The organism is Achromobacter sp. Marseille-Q0513 (assembly GCF_018195695.1).
GTDB lineage: Bacteria > Pseudomonadota > Gammaproteobacteria > Burkholderiales > Burkholderiaceae_B > Achromobacter.
The window spans coordinates 1-16,528 of record NZ_JAGTJY010000139.1 but is presented as its reverse complement, the minus strand read 5'-3'; the positions used below and the strand labels follow the sequence as shown (position 1 = coordinate 16,528).

Annotated in this window: 18 protein-coding genes; 7 read left to right on the top strand and 11 right to left on the bottom strand. The window is 69.1% G+C overall.

Annotation, left to right across the window (positions count from 1 at the left end; translation table 11 throughout):
- Positions 1-215 precede the first annotated feature (215 nt).
- On the top strand, positions 216-1,265 hold the full coding sequence (locus KDH83_RS22695; RefSeq protein ID WP_212320073.1) for a DNA-binding protein: 1,050 nt from the start codon (positions 216-218) through the stop codon (positions 1,263-1,265).
- A 129-nt stretch (positions 1,266-1,394) separates the two neighbouring features.
- Here the strand turns inward: KDH83_RS22695 and soxR are convergent, their stop codons facing one another.
- Positions 1,395-1,856: a redox-sensitive transcriptional activator SoxR gene (gene soxR / locus KDH83_RS22690; RefSeq protein ID WP_212320071.1), complete on the bottom strand. Its 462-nt coding sequence runs from the start codon at positions 1,854-1,856 to the stop codon at positions 1,395-1,397.
- Between the two features lie 331 nt (positions 1,857-2,187).
- Between soxR and KDH83_RS22685 the strand changes: the two genes are divergently transcribed.
- The 3 genes from KDH83_RS22685 to KDH83_RS22675 all read left to right on the top strand — a co-directional run bounded on the left by KDH83_RS22685 (position 2,188) and on the right by KDH83_RS22675 (position 5,595).
- Positions 2,188-2,934, top strand: a complete 747-nt coding sequence (locus KDH83_RS22685) for an RNA pseudouridine synthase (protein WP_212320069.1) — start codon at positions 2,188-2,190, stop codon at positions 2,932-2,934.
- A gap of 213 nt (positions 2,935-3,147) precedes the next feature.
- Positions 3,148-4,083, top strand: coding sequence for an LD-carboxypeptidase (locus KDH83_RS22680; protein WP_212320077.1), 936 nt, complete (start codon positions 3,148-3,150; stop codon positions 4,081-4,083).
- Positions 4,084-4,143: 60 nt separating this feature from the next.
- Positions 4,144-5,595, top strand: a complete 1,452-nt coding sequence (locus KDH83_RS22675) for a YdgA family protein (RefSeq protein WP_212320067.1) — start codon at positions 4,144-4,146, stop codon at positions 5,593-5,595.
- A 68-nt stretch (positions 5,596-5,663) separates the two neighbouring features.
- Here the strand turns inward: KDH83_RS22675 and KDH83_RS22670 are convergent, their stop codons facing one another.
- The 6 genes from KDH83_RS22670 to KDH83_RS22645 all read right to left on the bottom strand — a co-directional run bounded on the left by KDH83_RS22670 (position 5,664) and on the right by KDH83_RS22645 (position 10,842).
- A complete protein-coding gene (locus KDH83_RS22670) occupies positions 5,664-6,062 on the bottom strand; it encodes a GFA family protein (RefSeq protein WP_212320065.1) in 399 nt (132 codons plus the stop codon).
- A 12-nt stretch (positions 6,063-6,074) separates the two neighbouring features.
- Positions 6,075-6,524 carry a hypothetical protein gene (locus KDH83_RS22665; RefSeq protein WP_249205281.1) on the bottom strand — a complete coding sequence of 150 codons (450 nt, stop codon included), beginning with the start codon at positions 6,522-6,524 and terminating at the stop codon, positions 6,075-6,077.
- A 118-nt stretch (positions 6,525-6,642) separates the two neighbouring features.
- Positions 6,643-7,551: a GntR family transcriptional regulator gene (locus KDH83_RS22660; RefSeq protein ID WP_212320063.1), complete on the bottom strand. Its 909-nt coding sequence runs from the start codon at positions 7,549-7,551 to the stop codon at positions 6,643-6,645.
- Positions 7,552-7,556: 5 nt separating this feature from the next.
- Positions 7,557-8,609, bottom strand: a complete 1,053-nt coding sequence (pdxA, locus tag KDH83_RS22655; RefSeq protein ID WP_212320061.1) for a 4-hydroxythreonine-4-phosphate dehydrogenase PdxA — start codon at positions 8,607-8,609, stop codon at positions 7,557-7,559.
- Positions 8,606-9,808, bottom strand: coding sequence for a D-threonate kinase (gene dtnK / locus KDH83_RS22650; RefSeq protein WP_212320059.1), 1,203 nt, complete (start codon positions 9,806-9,808; stop codon positions 8,606-8,608). The genes pdxA and dtnK overlap by 4 nt, the downstream gene beginning before the upstream one ends.
- Complete coding sequence (locus KDH83_RS22645; RefSeq protein WP_212320057.1) at positions 9,805-10,842, bottom strand: 2-keto-3-deoxygluconate permease; 1,038 nt, start codon at positions 10,840-10,842, stop codon at positions 9,805-9,807. Before KDH83_RS22645 ends, dtnK begins: the two co-directional genes overlap by 4 nt.
- 325 nt (positions 10,843-11,167) lie before the next feature.
- On the opposite strand from KDH83_RS22645, the gene KDH83_RS22640 reads away from it, so the two are divergent.
- The 3 genes from KDH83_RS22640 (at position 11,168) to KDH83_RS22630 (ending at position 13,264) form a co-directional block, all read left to right on the top strand.
- Positions 11,168-11,608 (top strand): GNAT family N-acetyltransferase, encoded by a 441-nt coding sequence (locus KDH83_RS22640; protein ID WP_212320055.1) that lies wholly within the window; start codon positions 11,168-11,170, stop codon positions 11,606-11,608.
- A complete protein-coding gene (locus tag KDH83_RS22635; protein ID WP_212320053.1) occupies positions 11,605-12,225 on the top strand; it encodes an NAD(P)H-dependent oxidoreductase in 621 nt (206 codons plus the stop codon). Before KDH83_RS22640 ends, KDH83_RS22635 begins: the two co-directional genes overlap by 4 nt.
- Positions 12,226-12,331: 106 nt before the next feature.
- Positions 12,332-13,264: a 2-hydroxyacid dehydrogenase gene (locus KDH83_RS22630; protein ID WP_212320050.1), complete on the top strand. Its 933-nt coding sequence runs from the start codon at positions 12,332-12,334 to the stop codon at positions 13,262-13,264.
- Between the two features lie 10 nt (positions 13,265-13,274).
- Here KDH83_RS22630 and KDH83_RS22625 read toward each other — a convergent pair whose 3' ends face one another.
- The 4 genes from KDH83_RS22625 to KDH83_RS22610 all read right to left on the bottom strand — a co-directional run.
- The gene (locus KDH83_RS22625; RefSeq protein ID WP_212320048.1) at positions 13,275-13,913 is read right to left on the bottom strand and encodes a class I SAM-dependent methyltransferase; all 639 of its coding nucleotides are present in this window, start codon (positions 13,911-13,913) and stop codon (positions 13,275-13,277) included.
- A gap of 131 nt (positions 13,914-14,044) precedes the next feature.
- On the bottom strand, positions 14,045-14,890 hold the full coding sequence (locus KDH83_RS22620; RefSeq protein WP_212320046.1) for a DMT family transporter: 846 nt from the start codon (positions 14,888-14,890) through the stop codon (positions 14,045-14,047).
- Between the two features lie 7 nt (positions 14,891-14,897).
- Complete coding sequence (locus tag KDH83_RS22615; RefSeq protein ID WP_212320044.1) at positions 14,898-15,776, bottom strand: alpha/beta hydrolase; 879 nt, start codon at positions 15,774-15,776, stop codon at positions 14,898-14,900.
- The coding region (locus KDH83_RS22610) for an enoyl-CoA hydratase-related protein (protein ID WP_212320042.1) at positions 15,760-16,528 on the bottom strand (769 nt) is incomplete at its 5' end. The genes KDH83_RS22615 and KDH83_RS22610, both read right to left, overlap by 17 nt.

The following is a 16,528-nucleotide window of genomic DNA, read 5'->3' as shown; positions in this document are numbered from 1 at the left end:
CAGGGCGGGCAAGGATTTCAGTTGCATGGATCGGGCGCGGTTTCGTGTCTGCGAGGCGATTTCCGGCCTGGAATTGGGCGAAAACCTTGCTTATGTATTATTTAATATGTATTGTGTTTGATATCTAACACAAATACCGAATTACTCACGATAAGCTTCCATTATCGTGAGTAATTCCAGGCCTGCGCAAGGCAAAAGCACCGAACGGGATCGATATGGCCACCGGAATCACGGAATCAGACGTCTGGACGGCGGCGGACGCGCTGTTGCTGGAAGGCGCGCGCCCCACCATCGAAAGAGTGCGGCAGAAGATCGGCCGGGGCTCGCCCAACACCGTCAGCCCCTATCTGGAGACCTGGTTCAAGGCGCTGGGCGCGCGGATCCGCGATCCTCGCGCCTTCGCCAGCCAGGAGGTCGTGCCCGATCCGGTCGCACAGGCGGCGGCGCGTCTATGGGACGTCGCCCAGGAGCTGGCGCGCGCGGAACAGGCCGCCGCCCAGCGCGACGCGCAAGCGGAACTGGCGGCGCAACGGCAGACCAATGCCGACGAAGCCGAACGCCTGCGCCAGCATGCCCAGGCGCTGGCGGCGCGGGAAGACGACATGCGGCTCAGCCTGGCCGTGGCCGGCACGCAGCTCGAAGCGGCCGAGTCGCGTCTGCGCGCGGCCGAGGCGCAGCTGCGCCAGCGCGATGCCCAGTGGGACGCGGCTCAGGCCCAGCTGGCCGAGTCCCGCGCGGCGGAACAGGCGCTGCAGGCGCAGGCGGAACAAGCCCGCGACGCGCATGCGCAGGCCCAATCCGCGCTCGAATCCCGCCACGCCGCGCATGAACGCCGCTGGCTCAATGAACTGGACGCGGAACGCAGCGCCGCCAAGCGCCTGCAATCCAAGCTCGACGAGGCCGTCGCGGGGGGACAGCGCAAGGCGGCCGCGCTGGAGACCGAACTGGCGCGCGCTGGCGAACGCCTGCAGACGGCGGATCGCGAGGCCCAGGCCCGGTTTGCCGAGCTGGCAGCGCGGTTGACTCGGCTGGAGGCGGAGCTGGTCACGGCGCGCTCGGCGGCGGAGCAGGCGGCCGGGAGTGCGAGGGCGCGGGCAGAGAACCTGGAACAGTTGCGCAGCGCGGCGGAGACTCAGGCGGCTGAGCTGCAGGCCCGGATTCGGGAGCAGGATGGGCAACTGGCCGCGCTGACCCGGCATCTGATGATGCTGACCACACCGGCGCCGGCCGTTTCAGGCGCGACGACGGGGCAGGGGAGCGACTGAGCCAGGGATGCGGACAAGTCGAGAGCTGGAGCGGACCAAGGATTGCCGAACGCTATCATCAGGCGCCGCGGCGTGACCGTTCAAGGTGTTCAAAGATGTTCGGAGACGCCCGAAGTCGTGCTGGAACGCTCAAGGCCGCTCAAGAATGCGCGGCCCCGGCCCTTCGGCGGCGAGCGCGTCGTTCGGATTGCGCAGCGGACAGTCCTGCAGCGACAGGCAGCCGCAGCCGATGCAGTTGTCCAGTTCATCGCGCAGGCGGGTCAGCCGCTTGATGCGTTCGTCCAGCGTCTGGCGCCACCGCTCCGACAGGCTTTTCCACTGTGCCGCTGTCAGCTTGCTGTCCGGCGGCAGCTCGCCCAGCGCGGCGCGGATCTCGTCCAGCGGTATGCCGGTGCGCTGCGCGACCTTGATGATGGCGATGTAGCGCAGCACGATGCCGGAAAAGCGCCGCTGGTTGCCTTCGCTGCGGGTCGCCTTGATCAGGCCCTTGGATTCGTAGAAGTGGATCGTGGACACGGCCACGCCGCTGCGCTTGGCCACTTCGCCGACGGACAACGACCGCGTGTAGTCGATCGCCACTACCTTTGCCATGATGAACTGACCTGAATTTAAGTTGAGGTCTTATAGTCCTTCGGGCTTGCTTTGGCAAACGCCCCGGCAGCCGTCCGACGCATGGAAAAGGCGTAACATCCGGCACTTGCAGCCGCGCAAGCCGCAAGCGCCCCTGGCCGCCGCGCCAGCCCTTGCCGCGATCCGCGCGCCCGTCTTTCAGCAGTCAGCCTTAAGCCATGATGCCTTTGCCCGCCGAACTCCGGCCCACCAGCGCTTCGTTCACCGCGCATGGCCTCGCGCCTGCCATCGCGAGTGCCGCCGCGCACCTCAGCGCCCATTCCATTGATTTCCCGACGGCGAGGCCGCAGCAATGAGCGCCGACCACAAAGCGGCCGACGGCAGCGAGCGCCTGGCCAAGCGCGTCGCGATCCAGCAATCGTGCTCGCGCGCCGACGCCGAACGCTATATCGAAGGCGGCTGGATCGCGGTGGACGGACAGGTGGTCGAAGAGCCCGGATTCCGGGTCGGCCCGAGCCAGACGATCAGCCTGTTGCCCGGCGCGCGCCTGGAGACGCTGCGGCCGGTGACCATCCTGGTCCACAAGCCCGCGGGCGTGTATGCCAACGACGAACCCGGCTCGGCCCGCGACCTGATCGTGCCCGCCAATCGCATGGAGGGCGACCGCTCGCCGCAGCGCTACCTCAAGCGCCTGCTGGCCGGACTGCGCCTGGTGACGCCGCTGGAGCGCGCCGCCAGCGGCCTGGTGGTCTATACACAGGAATACCCGGTGGCGCGCAAGCTGCAGGAAGAAGCCCGCCTGGTCGAACAGGAATACATCGCCGAGGTCAGCGGCAGCCTGGACGCGGAAGGACTCGCCTGGCTGCGCCGGGGCCTGCCTTACGACGGCCGGCCGGCCTCGCCGATGCAGGTCAGCTGGCAGAATGAAACCCGGCTGCGTTTCGCGCTCAAGACGCCCGCGCCGGGCTTCATCGAATACGCCTGCGACGCCGCCGGGCTGGAACTGCGGGCCTTGCGCCGCATCCGCATCGGTCGCCTGCCGCTCGCCGGGCTGCCCGCCGGCCAGTGGCGCGCGCGCCTGGACTACGAGCGCTTCTGAGGCCGGCTCTACCCGTCAAGCAGGCGATATACCCAAGGAGCACGCCGACCAATGCCGCACGATTCCATCCCGCCAGCGCGCCGAGGTTTTCTCAAGCAGGCCGGCATGCTCGGACTGGCCGCGCTGACCCTGGGCGGCTGCGCGACACGGCGTGGCGTCGCGCCGCGGTCGTCCGGCGGCGCGCAAGCGGCCATGCCCGCGCAGGGCGCGCCCGTGCCGCCGCTGCGGCCTGGCGGCCGCGTGGCCATCGTCGCGCCCGCGTCGGCCGCGCCGAATGCCGCGGACGATGCCGCCGACTGGCTGCTGTCGCGCGGCTATCAACCGCGCGTCATGCCGGCCGCTCGCAGCCGCCTGGACACGCCTTTCGACTATCTGGCCGGCACGGACGCCGAGCGCGCGGCCGACCTGCACGCGGCCTTCACGTCCGCCGATATCGATGCCGTCTGGTGCCTGCAGGGCGGCTTCGGCTCCTGGCGCCTGCTGGACCTGCTGGACTACGACCTGCTGCGCCGCCACGCCAAGCCCTTCATCGGCTATAGCGACATCACGGCGCTGCATCTCGCCATCCAGCGCCATGCGGGCTTCGTGACCTTCCATGGCCCGATGCTGGCGCAGGATCTGCTGAACGGGCGCGAGGAACCCACCGAGTCCGCCCTCTACGCCATGGTCGGCGGCCAGATGGGGCAGGGCGCCTGGATCGGCGCGCCGGACTACGCCTTGCCGACGACGCTGATGCCCGGCACGGCCACCGGCCGGCTGGCGGGCGGCAACCTGGCGCTGATCTGCGCCTTGCAAGGCTCGCGCCACGAGATCGACACCCGCGATGCCATCCTGTTCATCGAGGACGTCAACGAAGCCGTGCCGCGCGTGGACCGCATGCTGTCGCAGCTGGCGGCGGCGGGCAAGTTCGAGTCGGTCAAGGGCGTGCTGGCGGGGAATTTCACGCGCTCCGGCGCGCGCGACGATGCGCAGTTCCAGTACGCGTTCCATCCGCTGCTGCGCGAGCGCTTCGGCCCGCTGGGCATACCCGTGCTGGCCGGCTGGCCCAGCGGCCACGGCGATCCGAACCTGACGCTGCCGCTGGGCGCGCGGGTCACGCTGGACGCGACGCGGCAGGGCCTGCGGCTGGAGCAGGCGGTCACGCGGTGAGTCACGGGCGCCTTTGCCCATGCACGATCATTTCATTGATGTTTGAACCGTTAGGGTGTCATGAAGAAGGCGGTGATTGCGGGTGGTGTCCTGGCGCTGGGCGCGGCATGGACGGGCGCGGCCTGGTACTCGGGGAAGATGGCCGAAGCCTTGCTCCGGGAATCGCTGGAACAGGACAATGCGCAAGCGAAGGCGCTCGGCGAAAGCACGGGCTTCTCGATCGTCACCGAGTTGATTTCGCTCGAGCGCGGCGTGTTTTCGCTCAAGACCCGCTTTCGCATGCAGATCTCGATACTTGGCGAGGAAACCAGGGAAATTGAATTCGTGGAACAGGCCGATCATGGCCCCTTTCCCTTTCGAAGGCTGGCGGCGGGAGACTTCAGGCCAGCCATGGCGGCGGGGCGATACGAGCTTCAAGAGACGCCGAAGGTCGCAGCGTGGTTCGCTGCGACCCAGGACGTGACACCTTTGAAGGGCACGTTCCGCGTCAGCTACGACAAGAAACGCGAAGGTACATATGAATTTGCCCCGATGACCTTCGTCAAGGACGGCGCCACGATGACGTTTTCCGGGATGACCGCATACGGGAGTCTGGAGCACGATACCAAGGCCAGTGAATTCTCGGGCCAGTTTGACAGCTTGACGCTGGACCAGACGCCAAAGACGAACGGCCTGACCGGCATGGCTTTGCAGGGAGCCGCTTTCACGCTTCGACGCAAGCCAGGCAAGAACAACATCCTTCTGTCAGATCAGAAGCTGGCGTTCAAGAAGCTGGCAATGACATACGCCGCCCAGCCTCCGATAAGCGTCCAGGAAACTTCGGTGGCGCTCAACCTCATCGAGACCGACTCGGGTCTGGATCTGAAGACCACGCTGGACCTCGGCATGATCAACGCCTGGAAACAGGACGTCGCCGCGGCAAGGCTCGCCATGGACCTGAAGAATCTGGATGCCGATGCGCTTTCCGCGTTCGGTTTCATCAATCTTCTGGTGTACGTTCGCGCATGGCAAGGCGGCGGCGTGGGAGGCCTCCCGGTATTCTCGTCAAACGATCTCGCTGAACTGGCGATCAGCTTTGATCAACTGCTGATGGGCAGCGCCCACGTGTCCCTGACGCCGCTACAGCTGCGCTCGGCAGCCGGCGTCTCGAACGTCAACCTGGACATGGAACTGCTCAAGCAGGAGGCTGCGGCGCCCGGCTCGGCGGGCCTGGCAAGGCTGCGCAAGCTGCACGCCCAATTCGAGCTGTCCCAGGCCGGCACGCTGGAACTGCTGGTCTTCTGGGGAAGATTCCTTGGCTTGCCGCCTGACCAGACCCGCGAACTCGTCAGGCCCAAGGTCGAGGCGGTCGTGGCATTGGGGACCGCCATGGGCGTGTTGAAGATCGAGAATGACACGATCCGGTCATCGGTGTCCGTCACGGGGGAGCAGGTCGACGTCAACGGCATAAAGATGCCGCTGAATCAATTCCTGCAATGGATTGGGGCTGGCGCCGGAAACGGCAAGAACTAGGCGCAGGCCAGTTGCCTTGCAAGCGGGTTGTATGTCTCGCCGCCGCCGAAACCCGGACACGGCCAGACTCAGCCGGCCGTTCCCGCGCCATCCGGCCACCACGCCGGCCGCCCGTCCTCGAAGGAATGGCCGTCCGGCCGCAATGCCGGATCCCGGTGCTCGTCGAAAGCACCGATCAGCAAGGCCACCGTCGGCGCATCGTCGATCGCGCCCAGCGAACTGCCGCAATGCGGGCAAAAGGCGCGGCTGGAATAGTCCGATGAACGATAGACGGCCGGCGCGCCGCCCGGGCCGGTCCAGCGCAGCATCGCGCTGGGATACTCCACCCAGCCGACGCTGGGCGCGCCGGTGTGGCGGCGGCAGGACTCGCAGGAACAGGCATGGGGATTGCCCGGCTGCCCAACGGCCTCGAAGCGGATCGCGCCGCACAGGCAGCCGCCATGGCGGATATCCGAATGGCCGTCCATGTCTCGATCCCCTTACAGGCTGTAACGGTAGTCGCAGCTCATGTTCGCCTTCAGCGGCAGGTCGCCGTCGGCGCGCGCGCCCGGACGCGGACCCAGCAGCTTGGCCTGGAACTTGCCCGCCATGTCGCCATTGGGCTGCATCTTGACCGTGATGGACGCGGGCAGCGCATACAGCGTCAGCGCCACGGGCTCGCTGGGAATCACCAGCGTGAACACGCCCACGGGGAAATTCTCGACGACATGGCCGGACGTCTTGTTGGAATTGAACGTCAGCCGGGTCTTCATGTAGTCCAGCGTCAGCGCCATTTCCTCGGACGAAGGCGATGGGATCTGACCTTTGATCGTGACCTTGCCGCTCTCGGAAACACAGGACAGCTCGGCGGGCGCCGAGCCGGCCAGCACGGACGAGGACAGGGCCAGCAGGCACAGGGCGGCGGACATCGCGGCGAAACGGCGCATCATCGGAAGGTTCTCCAGGCGGGGGCAGGGCGCGACTGGCGGTGGACCGAACATGGCGACACCGCGCCGCGCTGGATGGATTATCCACGACTTGGCGCGCGACGCGCCGGGGATTTCCTGCTCAGCGGGCCGCTCGCAGGCGTTCCAGTTCGGCGGACAGCGCCTGCACCAGCGCCTGAGCCCGCGCCAACGGATCTTCCCCGTTGCCGGACGCGGCCGCGGCCTGTCCGGGCTCCGGCACGACTGGTTCGTCGCGCAGGCGCGGCTGCACGCTTTCGTGGGTGTCGTTGACGTCCACGTCGAACACCAGCTGGTCGCCGCGATGCCAGGTGGTGAACCATTCCATGGGGCGGCCGTGCTGGTCCAGACCCTGGCCTTCCAGCATCAGCAGCGGGCTGCCGGGTTTTGCGTCGAGCAAACCGGCCTGGGTCCGGTCGGCGGCCACGGCGCGGATGCGGTTGCGGCCGCTATGCGGCTGCAGGCCGTAGCGCTGTTGCAGCACGGCGTGCAGCGACGCGTTCTCCAGCTGCGCCGCGCTCAACCCGGGCAGCCGGGCGGCGGGCAGCCAGGTGCGCACATAGGCCAGCGGCGTGCCGTCGACATGGCGCAGGCGTTCCAGGCGCAACAGCTGGCCGGTGCCGAAGAACGCGGCGACCTCGGCCGGCGCGTCGGCCGGCTCCAGGCCCAGCACGCGGGTCGCCAGCGCCACGCCGCTCTGCGCCAGCTGCTGATGAAAGCCGGTGGAACGCTGCACCAGCCGGCGATGCTGCTGCGGCACGGCGACCACGGCCGGGCGTCCCGTCTCGCGCTGGATCAGGCCCTCGGCCGCCAGCGAGGCCAGCGCTTGCCGCACCACGCTGCGGGCGACGCCGTAGCGTTCGCACAGCGCCGCCTCGCTGGGCAAGGCGGTGCCGGCCGGTGCGCGGCCATCGAGGATCGCGCCGCGCAGCTGCGCGGCCATCTGGGCGTGCAGCGGCACGTCGCCTGAGCGGTCTAGTACGGGGCCGGCATCGGCCTGGGCGGGCGCCATGGAAATCAACCTCCTGTTTGTGCCCGCGCAGTTTCCCATACATGCGACCAGCCGGGGGCCAGGTTGGCGGCGCGCTCGGCGGCCAGCACCAGGCTGTCCTCGCGCGCGATGCCCTTGCCGGCGATGTCGAAGGCGGTGCCGTGGTCCACCGACACCCGCACTACCGGCAGGCCGACCGTGATGTTCACGCCGTCGTCGCCATAGACCGACTTGAAGGGCGCATGCCCCTGGTCGTGATAGCAGGCGATCACGAATTCCCACTTGCCGCGCACGGCCTGCGGGAACAGCGCGTCGGCCGGAATCGGGCCGGCCGCCAGAATGCCGGCGGCATTGGCCTCGGCCACCGCCGGCGCCAGGATGTCGGCGTCCTCGCTGCCGAAGATGCCGTTCTCGCCCGCGTGCGGATTCAGGCCGGCCACGGCCACCGGCTTGTCGCCACGGCCCAGCGCCTTGGCGAAGGCGCCGGCCAGGCGCAGCACGGCGCGCATGCGCGCCGGATTCACGTCCTCGATGGCCTGGCGCAGCGACACGTGGGTGGTCGCATGGAACACGTACAGGTCGCCGGCGGACAGCACCAGCGAGAAAGTCTTGACGCCGAACTCATGCGCCAGCAGCTCGGTGTGGCCGGGCCACTTGTGGCCGGCGGCGTGCATCGCGGCCTTGTTCAGCGGCGCGGTGACGATCGCGTCGACCTCGCCGGCGCGCGCCAGCGCACACGCGGTGGTGACGAAGCGCACCGAGCCGTCGCCGGCCTCGGCGCTGATCTCGCCCAACTTGACGTGCGCCAGCGACGGGCCGGCCTGCACCACCTCGATGGTGCCGGGCGCGTTGGTCGCGTCGGCCGGACGCGCCACCGTGCGCACGATGGACGGATCGCCGCCCAGGCCGCGCACCGCATTGGCCATCACGGCCGCGTCGCCGACCACGACCAGCCGCGCCTTGGCGCGCAGGGCCTCGTGGCCCATCAGCATCTTGGCGGTGATCTCCGGACCGATGCCGGCGACGTCGCCCAGCGTGACGGCCAGCAGCGGCAGGTTGCGGGAATTGCTCTGAGTCATTGCTTGAATCTCCGTTCGCGGATCGCGCGCACGGCGCGAACCAATACATCTTCCGTGCCAAAGCCGCCGGCCTTGGTCACGATGGGCAGGCCGGCGGCCTGGCCCCCGGTCAGCGTGCCCAGGGGCACGCCGCCCATGACTTCATCGGCCAGCGCGATGCCGCCCGCGTCCAGCGCGCGCAGCACCTCGCGGGCGCCATCGCCGCCGGTGGCGACCACGCCGGCCGCGCCACGATGCCGGATCCAGGCGGCCGCCAGGCCGCCCAGCCGGCGCGCCACCATGTCGGCGTCGAGTCCGTCCGCATGGCCTTCGGGCGCCAGCAGCAGCGCCACGCCGCCCTTGTCGGCGGGCGCGTCGAGCAGGGCGGCGCTCCAGGCGCGCCATCCGTCGGCGTCGGCCAGCTGCGCCGGCGCCGGCATCCAGCAACGCGCGCCGGAGGCGATCAACGCCGCCGCCTGGGCGCGCGCGGCGCTATGTTGGGAAGTCACGACCACCAGCACCGTGCCAGCCTGTTCCGCGCCGGCCCAGACCCGGGCCAGCGGCGCGGCCAGGCCGCCCGCGCCGACCGGCAGCGCGCGCTCGCCCAACAGGCCGATGGCCTGCGCCAGCCGCTCCAGCTCGGACTCGTCGGCCGCGTCGACCACGACGATCCGGCCGGCGCGCTCGATGCGGGCCGCCAGCTCGCCGGCGGAGGCCAGGCCGTCCTGGCCGACATGGGCGCACTGAAGCAGAGTGGGGATATGGCTTTCGGTGACCGGCGTGACCGGGTCGGTCGCGGCCGAGGTCTCGGTGACCGGCTTGCCGTTCACCAGCAGCACGCCGCCGGACACGGTCCGGCCGGTGGCGGGAAAGGCCGGGCAGACGACCGCGATCGCGTCCGGCGCCCAGGCGGCGCAGGCCGCCTCGATTTCGGCCAGGAACGGGCCGCGCAGCGTGGAATCGACCTTCTTGTACAGGCGCCTGACGCCGGCCTGCCGCAAGCGCTCGACGTTGGCGCGCACGATCTCGGCGGCCTGGGCGGCGGCCAGGGCGCGGCTGTGCGTCGTGACCGCCAGCACCTCGGCCTGGCCGTCGCCGGCCAGCGCCTCGTCGGCGCCGCCGATGGACAGGTGCGTGCTCCAGCCGGCGCGCACGAATTGCACCGCGGTGTCGCCGGAGCCGGTCAGGTCGTCCGACACGATGGCGATCACGGGATTCACAGCGCTTCTCCGCGCGCCGCGCTCAGGGGCGCGGCCGGGGCGGCGCCTTCCTCACCGTCCCCGGCGACGGGCTTCAGTTCGCCGGCGCGCTTCAGGAAGTACGACGCCAGCACCGGCGCCAGGATCGAGCTGATCAGCACGCAGGCCGCGACCTGGGCGGTGGCGGTGCCCACGTATTGCTGGAACGAGGGATCGGCCGCGGCCACCACGGCCGGGGTGGCGATGGCGTTGCCGGCGGTGGTGCCGGCCGCGAAGCCCAGGCCGCTCTTGCCGCCGCGGCGCAGGATGTAGCGGTAGCCCAGGTAGACCAGGCCGCCCGTGATGGGACTGATGATCAGGCCCAGGATCAGGCCGCTGACGCCGCCGCTGACGACCGCGCCCAGGTTGATGCCGGTGCCCAGGGCGAAAGCGAAGAAGGGGATGACGATGTTCGGCACGGGCTTGAGCACGTCGCGCCACTTGGCATCGAGGTTGCCGACCACCACGCCCAACAGGAACGGCACCAGCGCCGCCACCAGAGCGACCAGCGGAATGTCGGCCAGGCCCGAGGCGCCCAGGAACAGCAGGCTGAAGAAGGGACCATCATTGACCGCGCTGGCGACGTAGGCGCCGCGATCGCGCGCGTCGCCGTACTGGCCGGTGTAAGCCAGCCACAGGCCGCCATTGCTGTTGTCGAAGGCCGCCAGCATGGCCAGGATCGACACGCCCAGCACGCCGTTCAGGCCCACGTAACTGCCCAGGATGATGATCAGCGTGGCCGGGACCAGCGTCTTCATCAGCAGGATGGTGCCGGCGGTGGCCAGGATCGGGCCGCCGGTGCGCGTGTTGACCTGGGTGCCCGTGGCGAAGATCAGCAGGGCGATCAGGGGCAGGGCGCTGTTCTTGAACAGCGCGGTGGTGAAACCGCCGATCGTCAGCGCGTCCGGCGCGAACGTGCCGATCAGGGATCCCAGCACCAGCGGCACCAGCATCAGGCCGCCTGGGATTTTCTGCATCGTGCCAAAGAATGGGGAACGGGTGGATTCGGTTGCCAAGGTAGGAGTCTCCATGAGGAATTTTCGGTCAGGCAGACGTTCATGCGCGCGTCTGTCGGCAAGAAAGACGCGCTAGTGTACATCTTGTACGTACTACCTGTACGTACAGATTTCAGCGCCTTGTGCAGGCAGAAAATGCGGCGGGCCTGCCGCGCCCAGTCCCTGTCACGGTCCCGAATTCAGGCGGAAATCCATCATGGCCCAGTACAAAACACCATTCTTGGATATATGTAATAAGCCATGCGGCCGCTAGCATGGAGACCTGTTCCAACCCGCGCCGGCCACAGCGCCAGCGCCCGCACCAGGATCCACGCAATTGGACGACATGCAACTACGCCACGCGGACACCGAAGACGAACTGCGCGCCTGCTTCCCCCTCATGCGCCAGCTGCGGCCGCATCTGGCCGACCCGACCGACTTCATCGCGCGCGTGCGCCGCATGGCGGCGCAGCGCTATCGCCTGCTCGGCGCCTGGCGCGACGACGAGCCGCTGGCGCTGGCCGGCTACCGGCTGGACGAGAACCTCATCTACGGCAGCTTCCTGTACGTGGACGACCTGGTGACCCACGAATCCAGCCGTGGCTGCAACCTGGGCGCCCGGCTGCTCGACTCGCTGACGGAATCGGCGCAACGCGCCGGCTGCGCCAAGCTGGTGCTGGATACCGGCCTGTCGAACGCGCTGGCCCAGCGCTTCTATTTCCGCCAGGGCCTGCTGACCAGCGCCATGCGCTTCTCCAAGCCCCTGGAACAGGAGACGCCGCGATGAACCGCATCCTGCATCTGGATTGCAGCCCGAGGCTGGAGGGATCGGAAAGCGCGCGCCTGTCCCGCGCCATCGTCGACCGGCTCATGCGCCAACATCCTGGCGCGCAGGTCATCGGCCGGCATCTGCGGCAGGGCACGATCGCCCACGTGGATGGCGACTATGCCCGCGCGCTGGGCACCCCTGGAGCCGCCGCCGACCTGGCGCGCGGCTCGCTGGCCGATTCCGAGACATTGATACGCGAGCTGGAGTCCGCCGACTGCCTGGTCATCGGCACGCCCATGCACAACTACACGGTGCCCTCGGCGCTCAAGGCCTGGATCGACCATGTGGTGCGAGCGAACCGGACCTTCACGCACATCCCCACCGGCAAGCTGGGCGTGCTGGCGGACCGCCCGGTGTATGTCGCGGTGTCGTCCGGCGGATCCTTCGCATCCGAGCCCGCGCGCCAGCCCGACTTCCTTACGCCGTACCTGACCGCCATCCTGAACACCATCGGCCTGCGCACCATCCATTTCTTCTCGGTCCAGCGCACGGCGGCGGGCGGCGACACGCTGGCGGGCGCGCGGAGCCGGGCCGACGCCGAGCTGGAACGCCATTTCGCCGCCGTCCACGCCTGAGATCGCGGCAGTTGCGGATTTGCGGGAGAGGCATATAGTGGGGCCCGGCCCGCGCGGCCGTCGCCGCGCGGGCCGGGCCCTCATCCAATCGCAGCCGCAACCCGCAATGAACATCCCCCTGCTGATCCTCTGTCCCATCGCCGAGCAACATCTCGATATCCTGTCGCAGCGCTTCGACGTCACCTATGCCATCACCACCGAGGCGCGTAAACAGGCCATCCAGGAACGCGGCCATGCGTTCCGGGCGGTGCTTACCATCGGCACCATCGGCCTGAGCGGCGAGGAAATCGCCGCCATGCCCAAGCTGGAGCTGGTGTCCTGCATGGGCGCCGGCTACGAAACGGTGGACGCGGCCGCCGCCAAGGCGCGCGGCATCGTCATGACCAACGGCCGTGGCGCCAATGACGACTGCGTCGCCGACCACGCCATGGGCATGTTGATTTCCGTCGTGCGCAATTTCCGCAAGCTGGACCAGCAATGCCGCGCCGGCCTCTGGCGCACGCAGATCCCGGTGCCGCCCGGCGTGTCGGGCAAGCGACTTGGCATCCTGGGCATGGGCGCCATCGGCGAAAAGATCGCCACGCGTGCGCAGGGTTTCGGCCTGCGCATCGGTTATCACAACCGCAATCCCAAGCCCGGCTCGGCGCACCAGTATTTCGACAGCCTGACCGCCATGGCCGAATGGTGCGACGTGCTGCTGTGCGTGGCGCCCGGCGGCGCCTCGACCCGCCACCTGGTCAACGCCGCGCTGCTGCGGGCGCTGGGTCCGCGGGGATACCTGCTGAACCTGGGACGCGGCAGCATCGTCGACACGGCGGCGCTGGCCACCGCGCTGCGCGACGGCGTCATCGCCGGCGCGGGCCTGGACGTCTATGAAAGCGAACCCGAGCCGCCCGCCGAGTTGCTGGCGCTGGACAACCTGCTGCTGACGCCGCACGTGGGCGGCTGGTCGCCGGACAGCGTGGAAGCGCAGTTCACGATCTACCAGCAGAACCTGGATGGACACTTTTCGGGGCGGGGCGTGGTCACGCCGGTTTGACGCCGGACATTCAGCCCTTGCGCGCGACGATGTACGGCCGCCGGTCGCTGCCGCCGTCGGCGTGGATTTCCGTCGCCAGGATCTCGAACCCGGCGGCGGCCAGTTGCCGCTCCAGCGCCGAGGCGCTGAACGCGCCGGCATAGGGCGCCTTGCCGATGGCGCGCATGGCCGGCAGCAAGGCCAGCCGGATCAACGGATTCATGTCGCCCAGGCATGGCGTCTTGGAGATGAACAGGCCGCCGTCGGCCAGCAGGGCGTGGATGCGCCGCAGCGTGCCGGGCAGGTCGCGCACCAGGTGCAGATAGTTGAACGCCAGCACCGCGTCGTGTTGGCCGGCCCGCAATGCCGCATCATCAGCCGTCGCGGCGAGGAAGGACAGGGCGGCAACCGGGGCGGCGGCCAGCTTTTCTTGCGCGATCGCGATCATGGCCGGCGAGAAATCCGTGCCCAGGTAACTGGCCACGCCGGCCGCCAGCCGCAGGGCGGTGCTGCCGGTGCCGCAGCCCAGTTCCAGCACATGGTCGCTCTTTGCCAGCAGTTCGCCGGTGCGCCGCAGCGTGCGTTCATAGCCTTGCGGATCCGAGACGGCGGAAGCCGAGTATCGGCGCGCGCTGCGGTCCCAGAAACGGGCGTCGTTGCTCAGGGTCATGGGGCGGTCCTTGGGCGGGCGGGGCGGACGCCCGGCGCAAGGCAGCATACACCGGCGCCCCTGGCGCCGGGCGGATGGATGCCCGCCGGCGCGCCGGCCCAGGCGGGGACCGGCCCCGTCGCGGGCCGGATTCAGGTCCGACGCTTGACCAGCACCACCAACGATACGCCCAGGATGATGAGCGCCGACGCCGCCACCAGGAGCTGCGTCACGGCCTCGCCCAGGAACAGCGCGCCGCCGAACGCCGTCAGCACCGGCACGCTCAGCTGCACGGTGGCGGCGTGGGTCACCTTCAGTTCCTTGAGCGCCGCGTACCAGAGGATGTAGCCCAGGCCCGAGGTCACCGCGCCGGAAGCCACCGCATAGATCACGCCGGTGGGATCCAGGTCCACGTGCGAGGCCTGGAACTGCAGGAAGAACAGCACCAGCGCGATCGGCGTGGCGCGGATGAAGTTGCCGGCGGTGGCCGAGGCCGGATTGCGCGAGCCCCGGCCCGCCACCGAGTAGGCGCTCCAGGCGATGCCCGAGACGATCATCAGGAAACCGTAGAACAGGGGCGGGGCGCCGACGCTGGGCAGCATCAGCATGACCAGCCCGCTGACCGCGAAGGCCACGCCGATGCTCTGCACGAAGGACAGGCGCTCGCCGATGACCAGGCCGTACAGGATCATGCTGATCTGGATCGAGGCGAACAGCAGCAACGCGCCCGTGCCGGCGGGGATCTGGGAATAGGCAAAGGCGAAGGTCATCGCATAGGCCAGCAGCGCCAGCGCGCCGAACCAGCTGCCCTCCAGGTTGCGGGACTGTCGCTGCAGATACAGCACCAGCCAGAGGATCAGCGCGCCGGACAGCAGCCGGATGGCGACGAAACTGGTTGGATCGATCGGCGTCTGCTTGAGCGCGATGCGGCACAGCAGCGAATTGCCGGCGAATGCCAGCAGGGACAGCAGGGTCAGCGCGAACAGGCGGGGAGTCATGGAGGAGTCAGCCCAGGAAATGTTTGATGGCGTTGATTTCGTCTTGCTTGACCAGCATGGGGAAATGCCCCGTGCCCGCCACGGTGTAACGTTCTGCGTGCGGGCCGCGCCCGGCCATGGCGCAGGCGTTCTCCTCCGTCAGCACGTCGGAATTGGCGCCGCGCACCAGCAGCACGCGGGCCCGGATCCGGTCATACCAGTGCCACAGGTCCAGGTCCGCGCCGGCGTCGCGGAACAGCTGCTCCGCGATGCGGATGTCGTAGCGCAGCGTGTAGCCGCCCGCGCCATCAGGCTCGATCATGTGGGCGGAGACGGCGCGCCACTGGGCGTCCGACAGCGGTCCGCAGGACGCGGTCATGATCTTGAAGGTGAGCACCGCCTGCTCCAGGCTGCGAAAGCGCACCTCGCGCTGGATCGAGCGCGCCGCCTTCAGGAACACGTCGCCGGCGGTGACCGTGCCCACGTCGTTGAGCACCAGGCTGCGCACCGCGTCGGGATGCGTCGCGGCATACATCATGCCCAGGATCCCGCCCAGCGAGGTACCAATGATGTCCACGGGCCGGCCCTGCAAGCCGGCCGAGTCCGCCAGCGCGTGCAGCACGCGCAGATAGGTCTGGTGGTTGTAGTCGGCCGGATCCGCCAGGCGGTCGCTGTCGCCCCGGCCGGGCAGGTCGGGACAGAGCACGCGCCGGTCCGCCGCCAGCGCGCGAGCCAGGAAATCGAAATCGCGGCCGTTGCGGTTCAGGGCATGCAGGCACAGCACCACGCGTTCGGCGTCGGGCCGGCCCCATTCGTGGACCGCGATGCGGCAGGCGGCGCCGCCGATCTCGCAGCCGATGCTCAGCTGGCGGGGCGCGTTCTCGGCGCGCCTATCGGGATGATTCATGGTCTTCCATCCAAGGTGGGAGCACGCCGTCGATGGCGCAGGCGATGCCGGCCTGGGCCTGGCCGCGGGCCCTGAAATCGGCGATGCAGGCGGTGGTTTCCGCCACGACCTGATCGGTCACGGCGCGATGCGCGATGGTCTGCACCAGCGCCTTGGTCGCCGGCAGCGAGGCCGGGCTGCCCTGGACGATGTCGTCCACGCAGCTGGCCACCAGGCCGTCCAGTTCGCCGCTCGGGCAGATCTGGTGCAGCAGGCCCGCCTGCAACGCTTCCTGGGCCGACAGGGGCCTGGCCGTCAGGAAAAGGTATTTCGCCAGCCTGGGTCCGAGCGCCTGCACCACATAGGGGCTCATCAGCGCCGGCAGGATTCCGACGCGGACCTCGCGCGTCCGGAAGCGGGCGTGATCGTTGGAGATGGCGATGTCGCAGGCCGCCACCAACCCCAGCCCGGCGCTCAGCGCATCGCCCTGGATCTTGGCGATCGTGGGGACGGGCGAGTCGTGGATCGCCTTGAACAGGCGCGCCAATGTCGCCGCCGAGCGCAGGTTGTCGGCTGGCGAGGCGTGCGCGCCGGCCTGCATCCAGCGCAGGTCGATGCCGGCGCAGAAGGTGTCGCCCTCGGCCGACAGGACGATGGCGCGCAGGCCGGCCTGTCCGGCCAGCTCGCGCAAGGCGCTGGTCAGGGCGGCGATGACGCCCTGGTCCAGCAGGTTGGCCGTTTCCGGACGGCAGAGCCGCAGCTCGGCCCAGCGG